Here is a 17117-nt window from a genome sequence, read left to right as displayed (position 1 = left end):
TCAGCGCAGCTGGATGGTGATCGTGGTGTCGCTCTGCAGCTCGACGACGGCATCCTGGAAGCGTGGCGGGCCCATGTTGCCCTGGGCGTCGCGGCTGAAGCCGGTGCGCTCCTGGGGGATGCCGACCAGGTTGGTGTCGAGCTTGCCGTTGCCGTTCTCGTCCTGGTAGAGCGACAGCGCATAGCTGCCGGCCGGCAGATCGCGCAGCACCATCACGGCCTTGTCGCCCGACACCGGCGCCATGCCGCTTTGCACGGCCTTGCTGAACTGCAGCCAGCTGTCGGCCGAGCCGTACACGGCACCGAGCACGGGGCCTTTGTCGGCCTTGGTGTTCTTCACCTCCACGGTGAGGTCCAGGGCGTGGGCCTGGCCCAGGGCCAGGCAGGCACCCGCCAGCGCCAGGGCACGTGCCGTGCGGGCAGAAAGAAAAGGGGTGGCCAAAGAGGGGTGGGCCATGCGCATGTCAGTTCTCCAGGGTGGGTGGAGACACCGCGTCTCCAGTGCCCGCACTCTAGAAACGCCCCGGCGGCGGCGCCACCGGTGTGCGACGAAGCGGCGCCCAGGCGGCGCGAAACGGGGCAGGGAAGGCGCCGATGGCACCCCCTGGGGCCAGGCTGCGCGCTGCAACACCACCGCACCCCAAAAGAAATAAGCGCGCCATGGCGGTAGAACGTGGGAACATGCGTTCGTGCGCTACCGGGGTTGTCCCTGCCCAAATGGGTGATTCCGTTTTGTTACGTTTTGACATACTTTGCGGTGTACATTGGTGGCTGCTGCCGCCATGAGAATGTGGGGCCCATCGTTTGCGAGAGGTTTCAGAGCGACTGTGATTTCTGCCGAACTCCTGACCGATCTGTTTGCGGGTGCCAGCGAAGACTTCGTGGAGTCTTCGGCGCAGGCGCGCCTGCAGGCCCTGCTCGATGCCGTGCCCGTGGCGCTGATGGAATTTCGCCCCCATGAGGGGCGGTTGCTGCTGCGTGCGGCCAATGCCGCTGCCCGGCGCATGCCGGGCCTGGGGGGCGTGCGCGTTAGTGGCGCCGATGCGGTCGATGTGTTCGACCTGCTGGCGGGCACCAAACTCGTGGAGCAGTTGCACACCGTGGCGCGCACTGGCGTGCCGCTCGAATGCCGCCAGGTGGCGCGTGAGCCGGGGCGGCTGCTGGTGGCTTGGGACCTGTCGGCACGCCGGCTCGACAACGGCTCCATCGTTGTCTCGGTGCGTGATGCGAGCGAGGCCGAGAGCCTGCGCGCGGCGCTGGCCGCGTCCGAGCATGCGCTGCAGGACGTGCGCCGGGAGCTGCGCGAGCAGACCGATGTCTTCAACACCATGGAAAGCCTGGCCCAGACCGGCCACTGGCGGCGCATCGAGGACCCGGGCGAGACGGTGCTGCTGTGGTCCCCCGGCCTGTGCGACATCGCCGGGGTGGAGCGCCAGGAGTGGATGAGCCCGGAGCGCGCCGTCAGCGGCATCCTGGCCGAAGACCGCCATGTGTTCGAGACTGCGCGTGAACGTGGCACCGGCGCCGATGTCGAGTACCGCTGGAAGCGGCCGGACGGTGAGATCCGCTGGATGCGCTCGCGCGTGCGCCGCCTCACGGCCAAGGACGGCATGCGCGTGGACATGGGCGTGGTGCAGGATGTGACCGACGAGCGCCGCGCCGCCGAGCAGCTGCGCGAGCAGCTGCTGTTCATCCAGCGCATTGCCAGCCGCATTCCGGGCTTCATCTACCAGTACCGCCTGCACCAGGACGGCATCACCAGCGTGCAGTACATCAGCGATGCGGTGCGCGACTTCATGGGCGTGGAGCCGCACGAGGTGACGGCCGACCATGGCGTGCTCTCCAACTGGGTGATGGCCGAGGACGTGCCGGCGCTGCAGCGTTCGGCCCTGCAGTCGGTGCGCAAGCTCGTGCCCTGGCAGTGCGAGTACCGGGTGCGCATGCCCGACGGCAGCATCCGCTGGCACATGACGAATGCGATACCGCACCGCGAGGCCGATGGCTCGGTGATCTCCCATGGCTTCACCATGGACATCACCGACCGCAAGCGCGCAGAACAAGAGATCGAACGCCTGGCGTTCTACGACGCGCTCACGGGCCTGCCCAACCGGCGCCTGCTGCTCGACCGCCTGCAGCGCTCCATCGCCGCCTGCCAGCGCAGCAAGAACCTGGGGGCGCTGCTGTTCATCGACCTGGACAACTTCAAGGACCTCAACGACACTCTGGGCCACGACATGGGCGACCAACTGCTCTCCCAGGTTGCCACCCGCCTGGTGGGCAGCGTGCGCGAAGCCGACACCGTGGCACGCTTTGGCGGCGACGAATTCGTCGTCATGCTGGACAACCTGAACCCCGAACTGCAGGACGCCGCCGCCCAGGCCGAAACCGTCGCAGAAAAACTCCTGTCCAGCCTGAACCAACCCTTCGCCCTTGGCGGCCAACAGCACTACAGCACCCCCAGCATCGGCATCACCCTGTTCGGCGACGAACGCCTGTCGGTGGACGAACTCTTGAAGCGGGCCGACCTGGCCATGTACCAGGCCAAGGCCGCAGGGCGCAACACCCAGCGCTTCTTCGACCCGGACATGCAGGCTGCCGTCAACGCCCGCTCCAACCTGGAAGCCGACCTGCGCCAGGGCCTGGCGAGGAACGAACTGCTCGTGCACTACCAGCCCGTCGTGGACCACCAGGCGCGCCTGGTGGGCGCCGAAGCCCTGGTGCGCTGGCGCCACCCCCAGCGCGGCATGATCAGCCCGGGCGACTTCATCCCCCTGGCCGAACAGACCGGCCTCATCCTGCCGCTGGGCCAGACCGTGCTGGAGACCGCCTGCAGACAACTGCAGCGCTGGGGCCAGGACGCGGCCACCGCCCACCTGTCCATCTCGGTGAACGTCAGCGCGCGCCAGTTCAGGCAGCCCGGCTTCGTGGCCGAAGTGCTGGACACCCTCAAAGCCCACCGGGCAGAACCCCAGCGGCTCAAGCTGGAGCTGACAGAAAGCCTGCTGCTGGGAGACATCGAAGACACCATCGTGCGCATGGAACAGCTCAAGGCCCAGGGGGTGGGATTCGCGCTGGACGACTTTGGCACGGGCTACTCATCGCTGTCCTACCTGAAGCGGCTGCCGCTGGACCAGATCAAGATCGACCAGAGCTTCGTGCGGGACGTGCTGAGCGACCCCAACGATGCGGCGATCGTGCGCACGATCCTGGCGCTGGCCAAGAGCCTGGATTTGCAGGTGGTGGCCGAGGGGGTGGAGACGACGGGGCAGTTGGGGTTCTTGCGGCTGCATGGCTGCGAGGGCTTCCAGGGCTATCTGTTTGGCAGGCCTGTGCCGGTGGAGGAACTCGATGCAATGCTGGACCCGACGCGCTGATCCATGGACGGGTCTCCCGGCCACGGGGGGCTGTGCATGGCACCGGTGACGAGGAGCGACAAGGAAGGCCGCTTTCTCGAGCGTGTGCTCGAACGCGATCCCGCCTGGACGCGGGGCTTGGTGCTGGTGCTGGCCTTGTCATTGCTCGGGGCCTGGCTGGTCGTGCAGGCCGTGGTCTACTGGCGCGGCCAGGAGCGTGCGGTGGAGCGCACGCGCATCGTGCAGCAGGCGGCCGATGCGCTGATCACCCAGACCACCGGAGGCGGCCTGATCGGCGCGGTCTCGCTCATGGGCCTGAGCGAACCCCAGCTCAAGGACATGGCGCGCGGCTACACGCCGCCGGATGACCCGGGTTCGCTGGCGCGGTTGGCGGTGGCGCGCGGGCGCTTCCTGATCAGCGGCGTGTACGTGATGTCGGCCGATGGCACCGTGGTCGCGCACGAGACGGCGGGCGAGCGCGCGACGGGCTCGAACCTGGGCTTTCGCCCCTATTTTCAACAGGCCATGAAGGGCGCCATCAGCGTCTATGCGGCCATCGGTGTGAACAGCCAGGAGCGCGGCCTGTACTACGCGGCCCCGCTGTACGAAACGGATTCGCCCACCAGCGCCATCATCGGTGTGGTGATGTTCAAGGTGGGCTTCGAGGTGGTCGATGCGCTGCTGGCGAGCACCGGCATCCCGGCCCTGCTGATGTCGCCCCAGGGCGTGGCGTTCTCGTCCACCCGGCCCGAGTGGCAGTTCGCCGTGGCGCCACCGCTCACGCAGGCGCGCATCGACGCGATCCGCGCGTCGCGCCAGTTCGGGCGCCATTTCGAGAACGGCGTGGCCTCGGCACTGCCGTTTGCGCCCGATGCCGGCGAGGTGCTGCTCAACGGGGTGGCCTACGCGGTGGCGAGCCGCGGTATCGAATGGAACGACCCCGGCGGCCAGTGGCAACTGGTGGTGCTCGACGATGTCAGCACCCTGGTGCCGGCCCTGCTGCGCTGGCAGGTGGGCGGCGCCGCCTTCGTGCTGCTGGCCCTGCTCGGGCTGCTGTTGCTGGACCTGCTGCGCAGCCGTGCGCGCATGGCTGCGGCGCTGGAGCGTTTCCGGGTGCTGGGCGCGGCGCTGGAGAGCAGCCCCGTGGCCGTGGTCATCACCGATGGGGAAGGCCGCATCGACTGGGTGAACCCCCAGTACGAGCGCAACACCGGCTATGCGCTGGACGAGGTGCGCGGCAAGAAGCCGTCCATCGTCGCCACCGACCAGACGCCGCCCCAGACTTACAAGGACATGTGGGCCACGCTGCTGTCGGGCCGCTCCTGGCGCGGCAGTTTCGTGAACCGCCGCCGCGACGCGAGCATCTACCACGACGAGGCCACACTGTCGCCGGTGTTCGACGGGCGTGGCAAACGCATTGCCATCGTCGGGCTGCACGAAGACGTCTCCGAGCGCATGCGCGCGCAGTCCGAGCTGGAGCGGCGCGAGCGCCTGCTCAACGAACTGCTGGAGCAGCAGACGGCCATCTTCGACAATGCGCCGCCCATCCTGCTGGTCTGCGAGGGGCAGTTCCGCCAGTTCAACCCGGCGTTTGTGGAACTCATGCGCGGCACGGCTTCGCAGTTGCTGGGCGGCGAGGTGGCTGCGCTGTTTGGCGACCAGGCGCAGTCGGACAGCTTCACGGCGTTGATCGCGCAGCGGCTCGCCTCGGGCCAGGCGCTGCGCGAGCGCGCCACGTTGCGCCGCCTGGATGGCAGCAGCTTCGAGGCCCGGCTGGCGGGGCGCAGCATCAACATGGAGGGCTACCGCTCGGCTTCGATCTGGGTCATCGAGGATGTGACCGAGGCGCGCAAGGGCGAGATCGCCATCCAGCAGGCCAACGAGCGGCTGGAAATCGCCCAGGAGGCCGGCAAGGTGGGCGTGTTCGACATCGACCTGCTGGCCGATACCGTGGTCTGGTCGGACAAGCTGGTGTCCATGCTGGGCCTGCCTGCGGGCACCCAGCCCACGGGGTTGGGCTTCTGGCTCGAGCGCCTGCACCCGGAGGACCGCGAGGAGGCCAGTGCGCATTTCCGGGCCAGCCTGGAGGGCAGCGACACCGACCTGCGCAATTCCTGGCGCATCGTGCGCCCCGATGGCGAGGTGCGCTGGTTCCTGCTGGCCGCGCGCATCCTGCGCGATGGCGCGGGGCGCGCGGTGCGTGTGGTGGGCGTGAGCGTGGACATCCAGGACCAAAAGCAGCTCGAAGAGCAGGTGGAGGAGCAACTGGGATTCCAGCAGGCGCTGATCGATGCGATTCCCGTGCCCCTGTTCTACAAGGGTGCGGACGGGCGCTACATCGGCTTCAACCGTGCCTACGAGCAGGCCTTCGGGGTGCGCCGCAGCGACCTGGTGGGCAAGACGGTGCTCGACCTGGACTTCCTGCCGGCCGAGCAGCGCACGCGCTTCCAGGGCGACAACCTGCAGGCGATGAACGGGCTGGACTCGGTGCACCGCGAGGTGGACATGCCCTATGCCGACGGGAAGGTGCACCACACCCTGTTCTGGCTGCACGCCTTCGCACGCGCCGACGGCTCGCCCGGCGGCGCCATCGGCACCTTCGTGGACATCACCGACCGCCGGCGCGCCGAGGAAGACCTGCGCCGCGCCAAAGAGCTGGCCGAGGAGTCCACGGCGCTCAAGTCCAACTTCCTGGCCAACATGAGCCACGAGATCCGCACGCCGATGAACGCCATCATCGGCATGTCGCACCTGGCGCTCAAGTCGGGGCTGAACGCGCGCCAGCACGACTATGTGAGCAAGATCCAGCAGGCCGGGCAGCACCTTTTGGGCGTGATCAACGACATCCTCGACTTCTCCAAGATCGAGGCCGGCAAGCTCACGGTGGAAAAGCAGCCCTTCGTGCTCGACCGCATGCTCGAGAGCGTGACCGACGTGGTGGGCTACAAGGCCGGCGCCAAGGGGCTGGAGCTGGTGTGCGATGTGGCCGCCAACGTGCCGCCCAACCTGGTGGGCGATTCGCTGCGCCTGGGCCAGATCCTCATCAACTTTGCCAACAACGCGATCAAGTTCACCGACCAGGGCGAGATCAGCATCGCCGTGCGCCTGCTCGAGGAGAGCGAGACGCGCGTGAGCCTGCGCTTCGAGGTGCGCGACACGGGCATCGGCCTCACGGCCGAGCAGATGGGGCGCCTGTTCGAGAGCTTCCAGCAGGCCGACACATCCACCACACGCCGCTACGGCGGCACCGGCCTGGGCCTGGCCATCTGCAAGAGCCTGGCCGAGCTGATGGGCGGCGAGGTCGGGGTGATCAGCGATTTCGGCCATGGCTCGACCTTCTGGGTCAGCCTGCCGCTGGAGCGCGGCGCGCCGGCCCGGGCAGTGCTGCCGCCAGCGGACCTGGTGGGGCGCAAGGTGCTGGTGGTGGACGACAACCACACGGCGGCCACCGTGCTGTCGGACATGCTGCAGGCCATGGGTTTCGAGGTGGAGCAGGCCTACTCGGGCCTGCAGGCGCTGGAGATCCTGCGCGAGGCCATGGCGCGCAACCGCTACTTCGGCCTGCTGCTGCTCGATTGGCACATGCCGGGCATGGATGGCGTGGAGCTGGCGGGCCACATCCGCAGCCTGGGCATGCCCCAGGTGCCGCAGATGCTCATGGTCACGGCCTACGGGCGCGAGGACGTGATGCGCGCGGCGCGCGCGCAGGGCATCGAGACGGTGCTGATCAAGCCCGTGAATGCCTCGCTGCTGCTCGAGACGCTGATGCAGCCGCTGGAGCATTCCCTGCCCGCACTGCAACGCCAGTATGTGCCGCCGCCCGTGGCCGACGAACTGCCCCTGGCCATCCGCGGGGCGCGGGTGCTGCTGGTGGAGGACAACGAGCTCAACCAGATGGTGGCCGTGGAGCTGCTGCGCGACGCGGGCTTCGACGTGGACGTGGCCGGCAACGGGCTGGAGGCCATCCGCCGGCTGCAGGACGACAGCTACGACCTGGTGCTGATGGACATGCAGATGCCGGTGATGGATGGCGAGACCGCCACCCGGCAACTGCGCGCCGACCCGCGCTTTGCGCGCCTGCCCATCGTGGCCATGACGGCCAATGCCATGGACGCCGACCGCCAGCGCTGCTTCGAGGCCGGCATGAACGACCACGTGGCCAAGCCCATCGACCCGGCAGCGCTGTGGAAAGCCCTGGCGCGCTGGATACAGCCGCGCCCCGGGCTGGGCGTGCCCCAGGGCCTGCCGCCGCCGCTGCCTTTGCGCAACGGTGCCGCCGTGCCGCCCAGCCCCCCCCGGCCTGTGGCCTGGCCCCTGGTGACCGGGCTGGACACGGCGCTGGGGCTGCAGCGGGCCCTGAACAAGCCCGCGCTTTATGGCGACATGCTGCGCCGCTTCGCCCAGGGGCAGGCGGGCACGGTGCGGGAGATCGGGGCCGCACTCGACGCGGGCGATGTGGGCCTGGCCGAGCGCCTGGCGCACACGCTGCGCTCGGTGGCGGCCAACATTGGCGCCCAGCCTGTGGCCGACCGCGCCTACCAGCTGGAGGACCTGCTGCGCAAGGGGCCGCAGCGGCAGGAGGTCACCGCGCCTCTGTTGGTGGCGCTGGGCGCGGTGCTGGGGCCCCTGATCGAGGCGCTGGAGCCGTGGTCTGCCAGCGCTCCGGGCCCGGTCGATGCCGACGGCATGGTGCCGACCAAGGCCCCGGCGGAACTGCTGCACCAGCTGCGCACGCTGCTGTTGCAGGACGACCCGGCAGCCGCCGAGTTTTTGCAACACAATGCCAGCGTGCTGGAGGGATTCCTGGACCCGGTGTTCAAGGCGGTGGATGTGCACATTCGGAACTTTGATTTCGAACAGGCGCTGGATACCATCGCCACTGTGGTACCCGGGCCGCCATCCTCGCCGGATTCCGCCAACGCCCCCTGAATGCTCCCCTTCCGCAGGAAAGCCCATGGACAACGCGCCCTTCGCCTCTCAGCAGCCGACCCTTGTGGACAAGCCGATTGCCACGGTACTGGTGGTGGACGATACGCCCGACAACCTCACGCTGATGGGCAGCCTGCTGCGCGAGCACTACCTGGTGAAGGTGGCCAACCACGGGGAGAAGGCGCTCAAGATCGCCCAGTCGGGCACGCCGCCCGACCTCATCCTGCTGGACATCATGATGCCCGAGGTGGACGGCTACGAGGTTTGCCGGCGCCTGAAGGCCTCGCCCTCCACGCGCGACATCCCGGTGATCTTCCTCACGGCCCGCTCCGACCCCGATGACGAGCGCATGGGCTTGGCGCTGGGCGCGGTGGACTACATCACCAAGCCCATCAGCCCGCCCATTCTGCTGGCGCGCGTGAACACCCACCTGGCGCTCAAGGCCACGGCCGACTTCCTGCGCGACAAGAGCTCCTACCTGGAGCGCGAGGTGGCCTTGCGCACGCTGGAGGTGCAGGCCATCCAGGACGTGACCATCATGGCCATGACCTCGCTGGCCGAGACGCGCGACAACGAGACCGGCAACCACATCCGCCGCACCCAGCTGTACGTGAAGACGCTGGCCGAGCGCCTGCGCCACCACCCGCGCTTCGAACATGCGCTCAACGACCGCATGATCGATCTGCTCTACAAGTCGGCACCGCTGCACGACATCGGCAAGATCGGCATCCCGGACAGCATCCTGCTCAAGCCCGGCAAGCTCACGGTGGAGGAGTTCGAGGTCATGAAGACCCACACCACGCTGGGCCGCGCGGCCATCGAGGACGCCGAAAAGCGCCTGGGCATGCGCGTGGCCTTCCTCAGCGTGTCCAAGGAGATCGCCTACAGCCACCAGGAGAAATGGGACGGTTCGGGCTATCCCGAGGGTCTGGCGGGCGATGCCATCCCCGTGTCGGCGCGGCTCATGGCCGTGGCCGATGTGTACGACGCACTGATCAGCAAGCGCGTCTACAAGCCTGCCTTCTCGCACGACCAGGCCTGCAGCACCATCGTGCGCGGCCGGGGCTCGCATTTCGACCCGGACATGGTCGATGCCTTCGTGGAGGTGGCCGAAGACTTCCGCGTCATCGCGCAGAAATACCCCGACCCGGCGTGAGGGCAGGGCGGCGGAACGCCCTGCAATCCATCAGAGCGGAGCGCTCTCGTCCTTGTCGGCGCTGTCCTGCGCCGCGCCGGCATCGCCTTCGGAGGCGGCATCGGCGGGGTCAGCGTCTTCGGTGGCCGTTGCCTGGCGCACGGCGGCCTTGTCGCCGGCACCGGCGAACTTGCTGTACTTGCCCAGGATGGGCACCAGCTGGCCATAGATGCGGGGGGCGCCGGCCAGGCATTCGCGCTGCTCCAGGAACTCGGCTTCGCCCGTGAAGTTGCCCACCAGGCCACCGGCCTCGGTCACCAGCAGCGAGCCGGCGGCAACGTCCCAGATGGACAGGCCGGTTTCGAAGAAACCCTCGGTGAAGCCCGCGGCCACATAGGCCAGATCGAGCGCGGCGGAGCCGGGGCGGCGCAGGCCGGCGGTGCGCTGCATCACCTCGGCCATCATGAGCATATAGGCCTTGAAGTTGTCGCCGGGGCGGAAGGGGAAGCCCGTGGAGATCAGGCTGTCCTTGAGCTGGGTGCGCTTGCTCACGCGGATGCGGCGCTCGTTCATGTAGGCGCCACGGCCCTTGGTGGCCGTGAACAGGTCGTTGCGCGTGGGGTCGTAGATGACGGCCTGCTCGATCTTGCCCTTGACGGACAGGGCGATGCTCACGCAGTAGACCGGAAAGCCGTGGATGAAGTTGGTGGTGCCGTCCAGCGGGTCGATGATCCAGACGAATTCCGAATCCTTGGCACCGTACTGGGTGCCCGATTCCTCGGCCAGGATGCCGTGGCCGGGGTAGGCGCCCAGCAGCGTATCGATCACAGCCTTCTCGGCCGCGTGGTCCACCTCGGTCACAAAGTCGTTCACCTGCTTTTGCGAAATGCGCACGGCCTCCACGTCAAGGGCCGCGCGGTTGATGATGGCGCCGGCGGCGCGTGCGGCCTTGATGGCCACGTTGAGCATGGGGTGCAGGTTGGACGACATAAATTGTGGTTTCAAGCAGTGCGCCAGCAGGGGGCGCCTTGCGAAAGAGGAGCGTGGAACACCGCCCGGCGATGCGGGCGGCGACAATAGGGCGCTGATTTTACCTGTTTTGCCGCTTTTTGTCCCATTTCTGGGGCACACCCGGCCCCTTGCCATTCCATGAAGACCCGTTTTGTCCTGATCAACACCAGCCATGCCGGCAATGTCGGCGCCGCCGCGCGCGCCCTGAAGACCATGGGCTTCGACGAGCTCGTGCTGGTTGCGCCGCGCTGGGCCAATGTGCTGCGGCGCGAGGAGACCATCCAGCGCGCCAGCGGTGCCCTCGATGTGCTGGACAAGGCGCGCATCGTCGCCACGCTGGACGAGGCGCTCGACGGCATGAGCCACCTGTGCGCCACGGCCATGACGCCCAGGGACTTCGGGCCGCCCACCCGTTCGCCGCGCGAGCACTTCGCGCAGCTGACCGCACCGAGAGCGCCCGACGCTCCGGTGGAATCGGGCGTGGCCTTCCTGTTCGGCTCGGAGCGCTTCGGCATGGCCAACGAGGATGTGTACCGCTGCCATGTGGCGCTCTCCATCCCCACCAACCCGGGTTTTGGCTCGCTGAACCTGGGCGCGGCCATCCAGGTGGTCGCCTACGACTGGCGCATGGCCCTCGGTGGCTTTGGCGGCTTTGGTGCCGCGCCGCAGCCCCCTGCAGCGCCGGAGCGTGAGCTGGCCGATGCGGCCCAGGTGGCCGGCATGCTCACGCACTGGGAGCGGGCGCTGGTGGACATCGGTTTCCTCGATCCCGGGGCGCCCAAGAAGCTCATGCCGCGTTTGAACCAGCTTTTCAACCGCGCGCAACTGGGGCCCGAGGAAATCCACATCCTGCGTGGTGTCGCAAAAGCCATGATCGAAACGGCGCAGGCAAAGCGCTAGACTGCATTTCCATATTCCAAAAACAACCATGGCCATGTTTGCACGCCTGCGCTCCGACATCCAGTGCATCCTCGATCGCGATCCCGCTGCACGCAGCACCTGGGAGGTGATCACCTGCTACCCCGGCCTGCACGCCATCTGGCTGCACCGGCCCGCGCACTGGTGCTGGAACCACGGCTTCAAGTGGCTGGGGCGCTTCATCTCGCACATTGCACGCTGGGCCACCGGCATCGAGATCCACCCGGGCGCCAAGATCGGCGAGCGTGTGTTCTTCGACCACGCCATGGGCGTGGTGGTCGGCGAGACGGCCGAGATCGGCGATGGCTGCACCATCTACCAGGGCGTGACCCTGGGCGGCACCTCGCTCTACAAGGGTGCCAAGCGCCACCCGACCCTGGGCAAGGACGTGGTGGTGAGCGCGGGCGCCAAGGTGCTGGGCGGCTTCGAGGTCGGCGACGGCGCCAAGATCGGCAGCAATGCCGTGGTCATCAAGCCCGTGCCCGCGGGGGCCACGGCCGTGGGCATCCCGGCGCGCATCATTCCCTCGAAGGCGGGCCAGAGCGCCGACGTGACCGAGCCGCAGTCGCGCAAGTTCACGGCCTACGGCATCACGCAGGAGGACGACCCCCTGTCCCAGGCCATGCGCGGCCTGATCGACAACGCCTCCTCGCAGGAGCACCAGATCACGCTCCTGTGGCAGGCCATCGAGAAACTCTCCACCGTGCAGGCCACCAAGGACTGCGTGCCCTGCGACGCGGCGCTCAAGGAACAGTTCGAGGCCGGCAAGCTCAACGAGCTGGTCGGCAAATAGGCGCCCAGCCCCGCTGCCGGACCTGCTGCCTGAGTAAGCGGCTGTAGACTGTGCGGGTTTCTGGCGCCCTGGTGGGTCAGCGCTGGCGCACCGCGCTCTTGGGCCGAAAGGCCTTGCAGACCTCGTCGCGGGTTTCGAGGTAGGGCCCGCCGATCAGGTCGATGCAGTAGGGCACGGCGGCAAAGATGCCGGGCACGAGCTGGCTGCCATCGGCCGCGCGCAGGCCTTCCAGTGTTTCGGCGATCGCCTTGGGCTGGCCGGGCAGGTTGATGATGAGGGCCTGGCCGCGCACCACCGCCACCTGGCGCGAAAGAATCGCCGTGGGCACGAACTTCAGGCTGATCTGGCGCATCTGTTCGCCAAAGCCCGGCATTTCCTTGTGCGCCACGGCCAGCGTGGCCTCGGGCGTCACGTCGCGCAGGGCCGGGCCCGTGCCGCCCGTGGTCAGCACCAGGCTGCAGCCGGCGGTGTCCACCAGCTCGACCAGGGTGGCGCTGATGCCCGCCTGCTCGTCGGGGATCAGGCGCGCTTCAAAGCTGATCGGGTTGTGCAGGGCGCGCGTGAGCCAGTCCTGCAGGGCCGGCAGACCCTTGTCTTCGTACACGCCGCTGCTGGCGCGGTCGCTGATGGAGACGATGCCGATACGCACCGGCTCGTGCGGGGCGGCGGCCGCTGCTGCGTCAGTCATCGCCATTCTCGTCCTCGGATTCACCTGCTTCGCCTGCAGGGCCGCCCCCCTGGTGCTCGCGCACCAGTTGGAACAGGTCGCGGTAGGCGCGGCCCTTGCGCGGCGCCAGGCCCTGCGATTCGGCTGCCTTGTCGGCAGGGGGCGCGTCCTTGCGCGCCTGGCGGATCAGGGCGCGCAGTTGCTGGATATCGGTGCCGGGGTGCTCGGCCAGCCAGGCGTCCAGGGCCTCGTCGTCGGCGATCAGCCGGTCGCGCCAGTGCTCGGCCAGGTGCAGGGCGAGTTTTTCGTCGGCCGAGCCCTTGCGCTGCTCGTCGAGTGCCAGGCGGGCGGCGTCCACCAGCTCGGGCTCGAGCTTGCGCATGAGCTTGCCCACGTACTGCATCTGGCGGCGCTTGCCTTCGAAATTGGTGATGCGCTTGGCCTCGGCCAGCGCATCGGCGAGCTTGTCGGGCAGGTTCAGCTTGTCGAACAGGTCGCTGCGCAGGGTCAGCAGTTCCTTGCCCAGGTCTTGCAGGGCGTCGCTTTCACGCTTGAGATCGGTGCGGCTCGCATCGGGCGTGCCTTTGAGTTCGGCCTTGAGCTGAAGGTCCAGTTCGCTGCCTTCGGCAACGAAATGGCCCTTCACAAAGTAGCCTTTTTTGGGTTTGCGTGACATGGGTGGGGACAAATGGGGGGTGGCGCAGCGCGCGCCACAGCGGCAAGTATCATAGCTGCCGCTATGAAAAAACCCTCCAAACACGCCCTGGGCGCCCCGGCAGCCACCCCTTCGAGCACCCCTGACAGCGGCTTCAGCTACAGCCGCCCGTTCTTTGAGGAACTGGTGGACCGTGCCCTGGCCCATGCCAAGAAGCTGGGCGCGACCGACGTCGGTGCCGAGGCCTCGGAAGGCTGCGGCCTGTCGGTCAGCGTGCGCAAGGGCGAACTCGAGACCGTGGAGCGCAACCGCGACAAGTCGCTCGGTATCACCGTCTACATCGGCAACCGCCGCGGCAATGCCAGCACCTCGGATTTTTCCAGCAAGGCCATCGAGCAGACGGCCCAGGCCGCCTATGACATCGCCCGCTTCACGGCCGAGGACCCGATGGCCGGCCTGCCCGATGCCGATGACATCGCGCCCACAGACACGCACCGCGACCTGGACCTGTTCCACCCCTGGTCCATCGACAGCGAGCAGGCCGCGAAGATGGCGATGGAATGCGAGGCCGCGGCGCTGAAGACCAGCCGCCGCATCACCAACAGCGAGGGCGCCGGCGTATCGGCCCAGCAAAGCCATTTCTTCAGTGCCCACACGCGCGGCTTTCGCGGTGGCTATGCCTCGTCGCGCCACAGCTTCTCGGTGGCGCCCATCGCCTCGCTGCCCGGCCGCAATGCCGAGATGCAGCGCGATGTCTGGTACAGCTCCATGCGCGATGCGGCCGAGCTGGCCTCGCCCCAGGCCGTGGGCCGCTATGCCGCCGAGCGCGCCTTGTCGCGCCTGGGCAGCCGCAAGATCCCCACGGTCGAGTGCCCCGTGCTGTTCGAATCCACGCTGGCCTCGGGCCTGCTCGGCGGCTTTGTGCAGGCCGTGAGCGGCGGTGCGCTCTACCGCAAGAGCACCTTCTTGCTGGATTCGCTGGGCAAACGCGTGTTCCCCAAGCACATCGACATCGCAGAAGACCCCTTCATCCTGGGCGGCAAGGGCAGCTCGCCGTTCGACGACGAGGGCGTGCGCGTGGCACCGCGCAAGGTGGTCGATGGCGGCCGGGTGGAGGGCTACTTCCTGTCCACCTACTCGGCGCGCAAGCTGGGCATGAAGACCACGGGCAATGCCGGCGGCTCGCACAACCTGACCCTGAGCTCGCGCCTGACCCGCGCAGGCGATGACCTCGATGCGATGCTGCAGAAACTGGGCACGGGCCTGTTCGTGATCGAGCTCATGGGCCAGGGCGTGAACTACGTGACCGGCGACTACTCGCGCGGCGCGAGCGGCTTCTGGGTCGAGAAGGGCCGCATCGCCTACCCGGTGCACGAGATCACCATTGCCGGCAACTTGAAGGACATGCTGCTGGGCATCGAGGCGGTCGGGGCCGACACCTACAACTATGGCGCCAAGACGGTGGGGTCCGTGCTGATCAATCGCATGAAGGTGGCGGGCAGCTGATTGCGGCGCTGCGCGGCATGTTCGTGCTTCCACCGCTCCTGCTTGAGCCTGGCAAATAGACAAATAGCCAAGGCGCTCGGCACGCTTGCCAAGGTGCTTTTCATTGCGGTGCCGAACCGTGGGCATTGCAAGACTCCGTGTGCCCGCCTCCCGTCAGGCATTTGGTGACCACTCGGGAGCCGATTGCCGTGTCTGATTTGGGCCGGGCGGGGCCACATGCGCCAGCCCATGGGGCAAACGCGCTTCCGCGCGGTATTGCAATTGAACCTGCTGAAGGGAGCAGAAGATGGGGACCAACGTGCAGAAAAAGATGGTCGGATGGGTGTTCGTGGCTGCGGCCGTGGCGGCGTGCTCGGACAAGGCGCCTGTTGAGTCGCCGAACTCGCCGAGCTTGAAAGATACCGTTGCGGCAGCTGTTGGCGGTGCTCCCAGTCCAGTTGTGCCGAAGATTGATACGTCAACCCCCGACTTTGCCTTGAAGTCCTGGTGGGCCTATCTGGATGAGCAGCAAGAGTACGAGTACCGTACGTGCCAAAAGCTCTCATCCGAAGTCACGGAGTTCCGCAACTCTCTCGGCCTTCTGCTCGCCGGCGATCCACTCAAAGCCCGGCAGTCCCTTTTCGGTGGCTGTCAGAAAACGAAAATTGACCGGCAGATCAAGAAGGTTCACATGGAAACGGAGACTCGTTCCGTCATCGAAGTGGTGATGCGGGACGCTATAGGTCCCAAGCCGGATGAAGTGGTGCCGAATTACGCGAAAAAAGGCGTTGAGCACGGTTTCCAGTACCGATACGTGCTGGCAAAGACCCCTGAAGGCTGGCGCATTGAGGATGTCCTTCAATGGAGCGAAACGGCGGTGGTTCTCAAGCGCGACCCTTGGGATCGCGTCTACAGGGACGAACCCAAGAGGTATTTTTTCAACCTGTCGCTCCAATAGGCGGGGTCGTCTGCGGCGGATGGGCCTGGCAGGCGTTGCTTTCGGCCCAGATTCCTTATGCTGCTGCTGATGATGATGCGGCGGGCCGGGCGGCCCAGGTGTCTTTCTTGCCGCGCATGCCTTCGGGCAGTGCCAGCCCCACGCGGTGGCGTGACATTGCGTCGGCGGGCTCCAGGTGCGCGAGCATCAGCGCTGCGGCATCTGCGTATGGCACGATCATCTGCGGAATCCTGGACGCGAAGACCAGCAAAAGCAGGGGGGCCGGCAGCGCGCGCGCAAAGCCGGGCAGCTGCACGGGCAGGTGTTCCGTGGAGATCCGCATCCGGTCCTGGCCGAGTGCCGGCTGCTCCACCATGGGCCCCGGGCACAGCATGCGCCAGTCCAGCGGCGAGGCGCAGATGCGCTCGTAGTTCTTGCCGTGCGGCCAGTAGGTGTCGCGCACCTTGGGCAGGGTAACGCCCTTGCGGCCGGTGTTGCCGATGTCCAGCGCCGCAGCGCCGCCCAGGAACCAGCAGACGGGCCGTTCCATGGCAGGCAGCGATTCGACCGCTTCGGCGATGTGCCCCACCAGGTCCACGAACACCTGGCCTTCGGTGACCATGCCCGCGCAGTTGATGAGCGCGTCGTGGCCACGCACGAGGGCCGCCAGGTCCGGCGTGGCGATCTGGCCGAGGTCGGCCTGGTGCACGGTGATGAGGGAGCGGGTTTCTGTGGGCAGCTTGGCGGGGTTGCGCACGAGCACGGAGACCTGGTGGCCGGCGGCGACGGCCTGTTCGAGCACATGGCGGCCGAGGGAGCCGGTGGCGCCGAGGATGAGGATGCGTTTCATGGGGTCTGGATGGATGGTTGGTGTGGAGGGCTTCGAGAGCCTGGGCGCGATCATTCCATGCAGTCCCCCTGGATGTCACTGCCCCGAGCTGTGATGCATTGGCGAGGCGGTGAATTTGTTCACGGCTTGGGTTGCATTTGTTGCCGTCGCCGCCGATGCATGTTCGGATCGCATTGCCTGGTTTGTGATGGATTTCACGGGGCGTGTTCTGTAGTGGCCGCGTGCCTTTGTTGAGGGCGGGAGCCGGGATGTGCGCCCGGCGGCGCAGTAACTTTCTCTTGCGTCGCCAAGAGGGTGTAGAAGAAACCTATTTGAGCCGCCCCAAGAGCATGCGGGCCTGCGCCAGCCAGACCCACGCTGCAGCGTAGAACGGCTTGCGCTCGTG

Annotated in this window: 12 protein-coding genes; 7 read left to right on the top strand and 5 right to left on the bottom strand. The window is 67.3% G+C overall.

Annotated features, from left to right (window positions below; all coding sequences use genetic code 11):
- Positions 1-462, bottom strand: coding sequence for a DUF2141 domain-containing protein (locus HNP48_RS08845; protein WP_221480156.1), 462 nt, complete (start codon positions 460-462; stop codon positions 1-3).
- A gap of 364 nt (positions 463-826) precedes the next feature.
- Between HNP48_RS08845 and HNP48_RS08840 the strand changes: the two genes are divergently transcribed.
- From HNP48_RS08840 to HNP48_RS08830, 3 genes are read left to right on the top strand one after another with little or no spacing between them, the layout of a single operon-like run.
- Positions 827-3373, top strand: coding sequence for an EAL domain-containing protein (locus HNP48_RS08840; RefSeq protein WP_311773818.1), 2547 nt, complete (start codon positions 827-829; stop codon positions 3371-3373).
- Between the two features lie 36 nt (positions 3374-3409).
- Positions 3410-8281 (top strand): PAS domain S-box protein, encoded by a 4872-nt coding sequence (locus HNP48_RS08835; protein WP_184857075.1) that lies wholly within the window; start codon positions 3410-3412, stop codon positions 8279-8281.
- 25 nt (positions 8282-8306) lie between these two features.
- Entirely contained in the window at positions 8307-9437 is a 1131-nt protein-coding gene (locus tag HNP48_RS08830; protein WP_184856555.1) for a two-component system response regulator, read from the top strand.
- Positions 9438-9467: 30 nt separating this feature from the next.
- Here the strand turns inward: HNP48_RS08830 and HNP48_RS08825 are convergent, their stop codons facing one another.
- Positions 9468-10406, bottom strand: a complete 939-nt coding sequence (locus HNP48_RS08825; RefSeq protein ID WP_184857074.1) for an inositol monophosphatase family protein — start codon at positions 10404-10406, stop codon at positions 9468-9470.
- Between the two features lie 159 nt (positions 10407-10565).
- Between HNP48_RS08825 and HNP48_RS08820 the strand changes: the two genes are divergently transcribed.
- A complete protein-coding gene (locus HNP48_RS08820) occupies positions 10566-11327 on the top strand; it encodes an RNA methyltransferase (RefSeq protein ID WP_184856554.1) in 762 nt (253 codons plus the stop codon).
- 34 nt (positions 11328-11361) lie between these two features.
- On the top strand, positions 11362-12138 hold the full coding sequence (gene cysE, locus HNP48_RS08815; protein WP_184857073.1) for a serine O-acetyltransferase: 777 nt from the start codon (positions 11362-11364) through the stop codon (positions 12136-12138).
- Between the two features lie 76 nt (positions 12139-12214).
- Here the strand turns inward: cysE and mog are convergent, their stop codons facing one another.
- On the bottom strand, positions 12215-12832 hold the full coding sequence (gene mog / locus HNP48_RS08810; protein WP_184856553.1) for a molybdopterin adenylyltransferase: 618 nt from the start codon (positions 12830-12832) through the stop codon (positions 12215-12217).
- Positions 12819-13481 carry a ribosome biogenesis factor YjgA gene (yjgA, locus tag HNP48_RS08805; protein ID WP_184856552.1) on the bottom strand — a complete coding sequence of 221 codons (663 nt, stop codon included), beginning with the start codon at positions 13479-13481 and terminating at the stop codon, positions 12819-12821. Before yjgA ends, mog begins: the two co-directional genes overlap by 14 nt.
- 63 nt (positions 13482-13544) lie before the next feature.
- Between yjgA and pmbA the strand changes: the two genes are divergently transcribed.
- Complete coding sequence (pmbA, locus tag HNP48_RS08800) at positions 13545-14966, top strand: metalloprotease PmbA (protein ID WP_260420169.1); 1422 nt, start codon at positions 13545-13547, stop codon at positions 14964-14966.
- Positions 14967-15252: 286 nt separating this feature from the next.
- Positions 15253-15903, top strand: coding sequence for a hypothetical protein (locus HNP48_RS08795; RefSeq protein ID WP_184856551.1), 651 nt, complete (start codon positions 15253-15255; stop codon positions 15901-15903).
- Positions 15904-15958: 55 nt separating this feature from the next.
- On the opposite strand, the gene HNP48_RS08790 is transcribed toward HNP48_RS08795, so the two are convergent.
- Positions 15959-16732: an NAD(P)-dependent oxidoreductase gene (locus HNP48_RS08790; RefSeq protein WP_184856550.1), complete on the bottom strand. Its 774-nt coding sequence runs from the start codon at positions 16730-16732 to the stop codon at positions 15959-15961.
- Positions 16733-17117 lie beyond the last annotated feature (385 nt).

It is taken from the genome of Acidovorax soli, assembly GCF_014207955.1.
GTDB lineage: Bacteria > Pseudomonadota > Gammaproteobacteria > Burkholderiales > Burkholderiaceae_C > Acidovorax > Acidovorax soli_A.
Note: the sequence above shows the minus strand (reverse complement) of the source record. Positions and strands in the feature narration are given on the sequence as shown.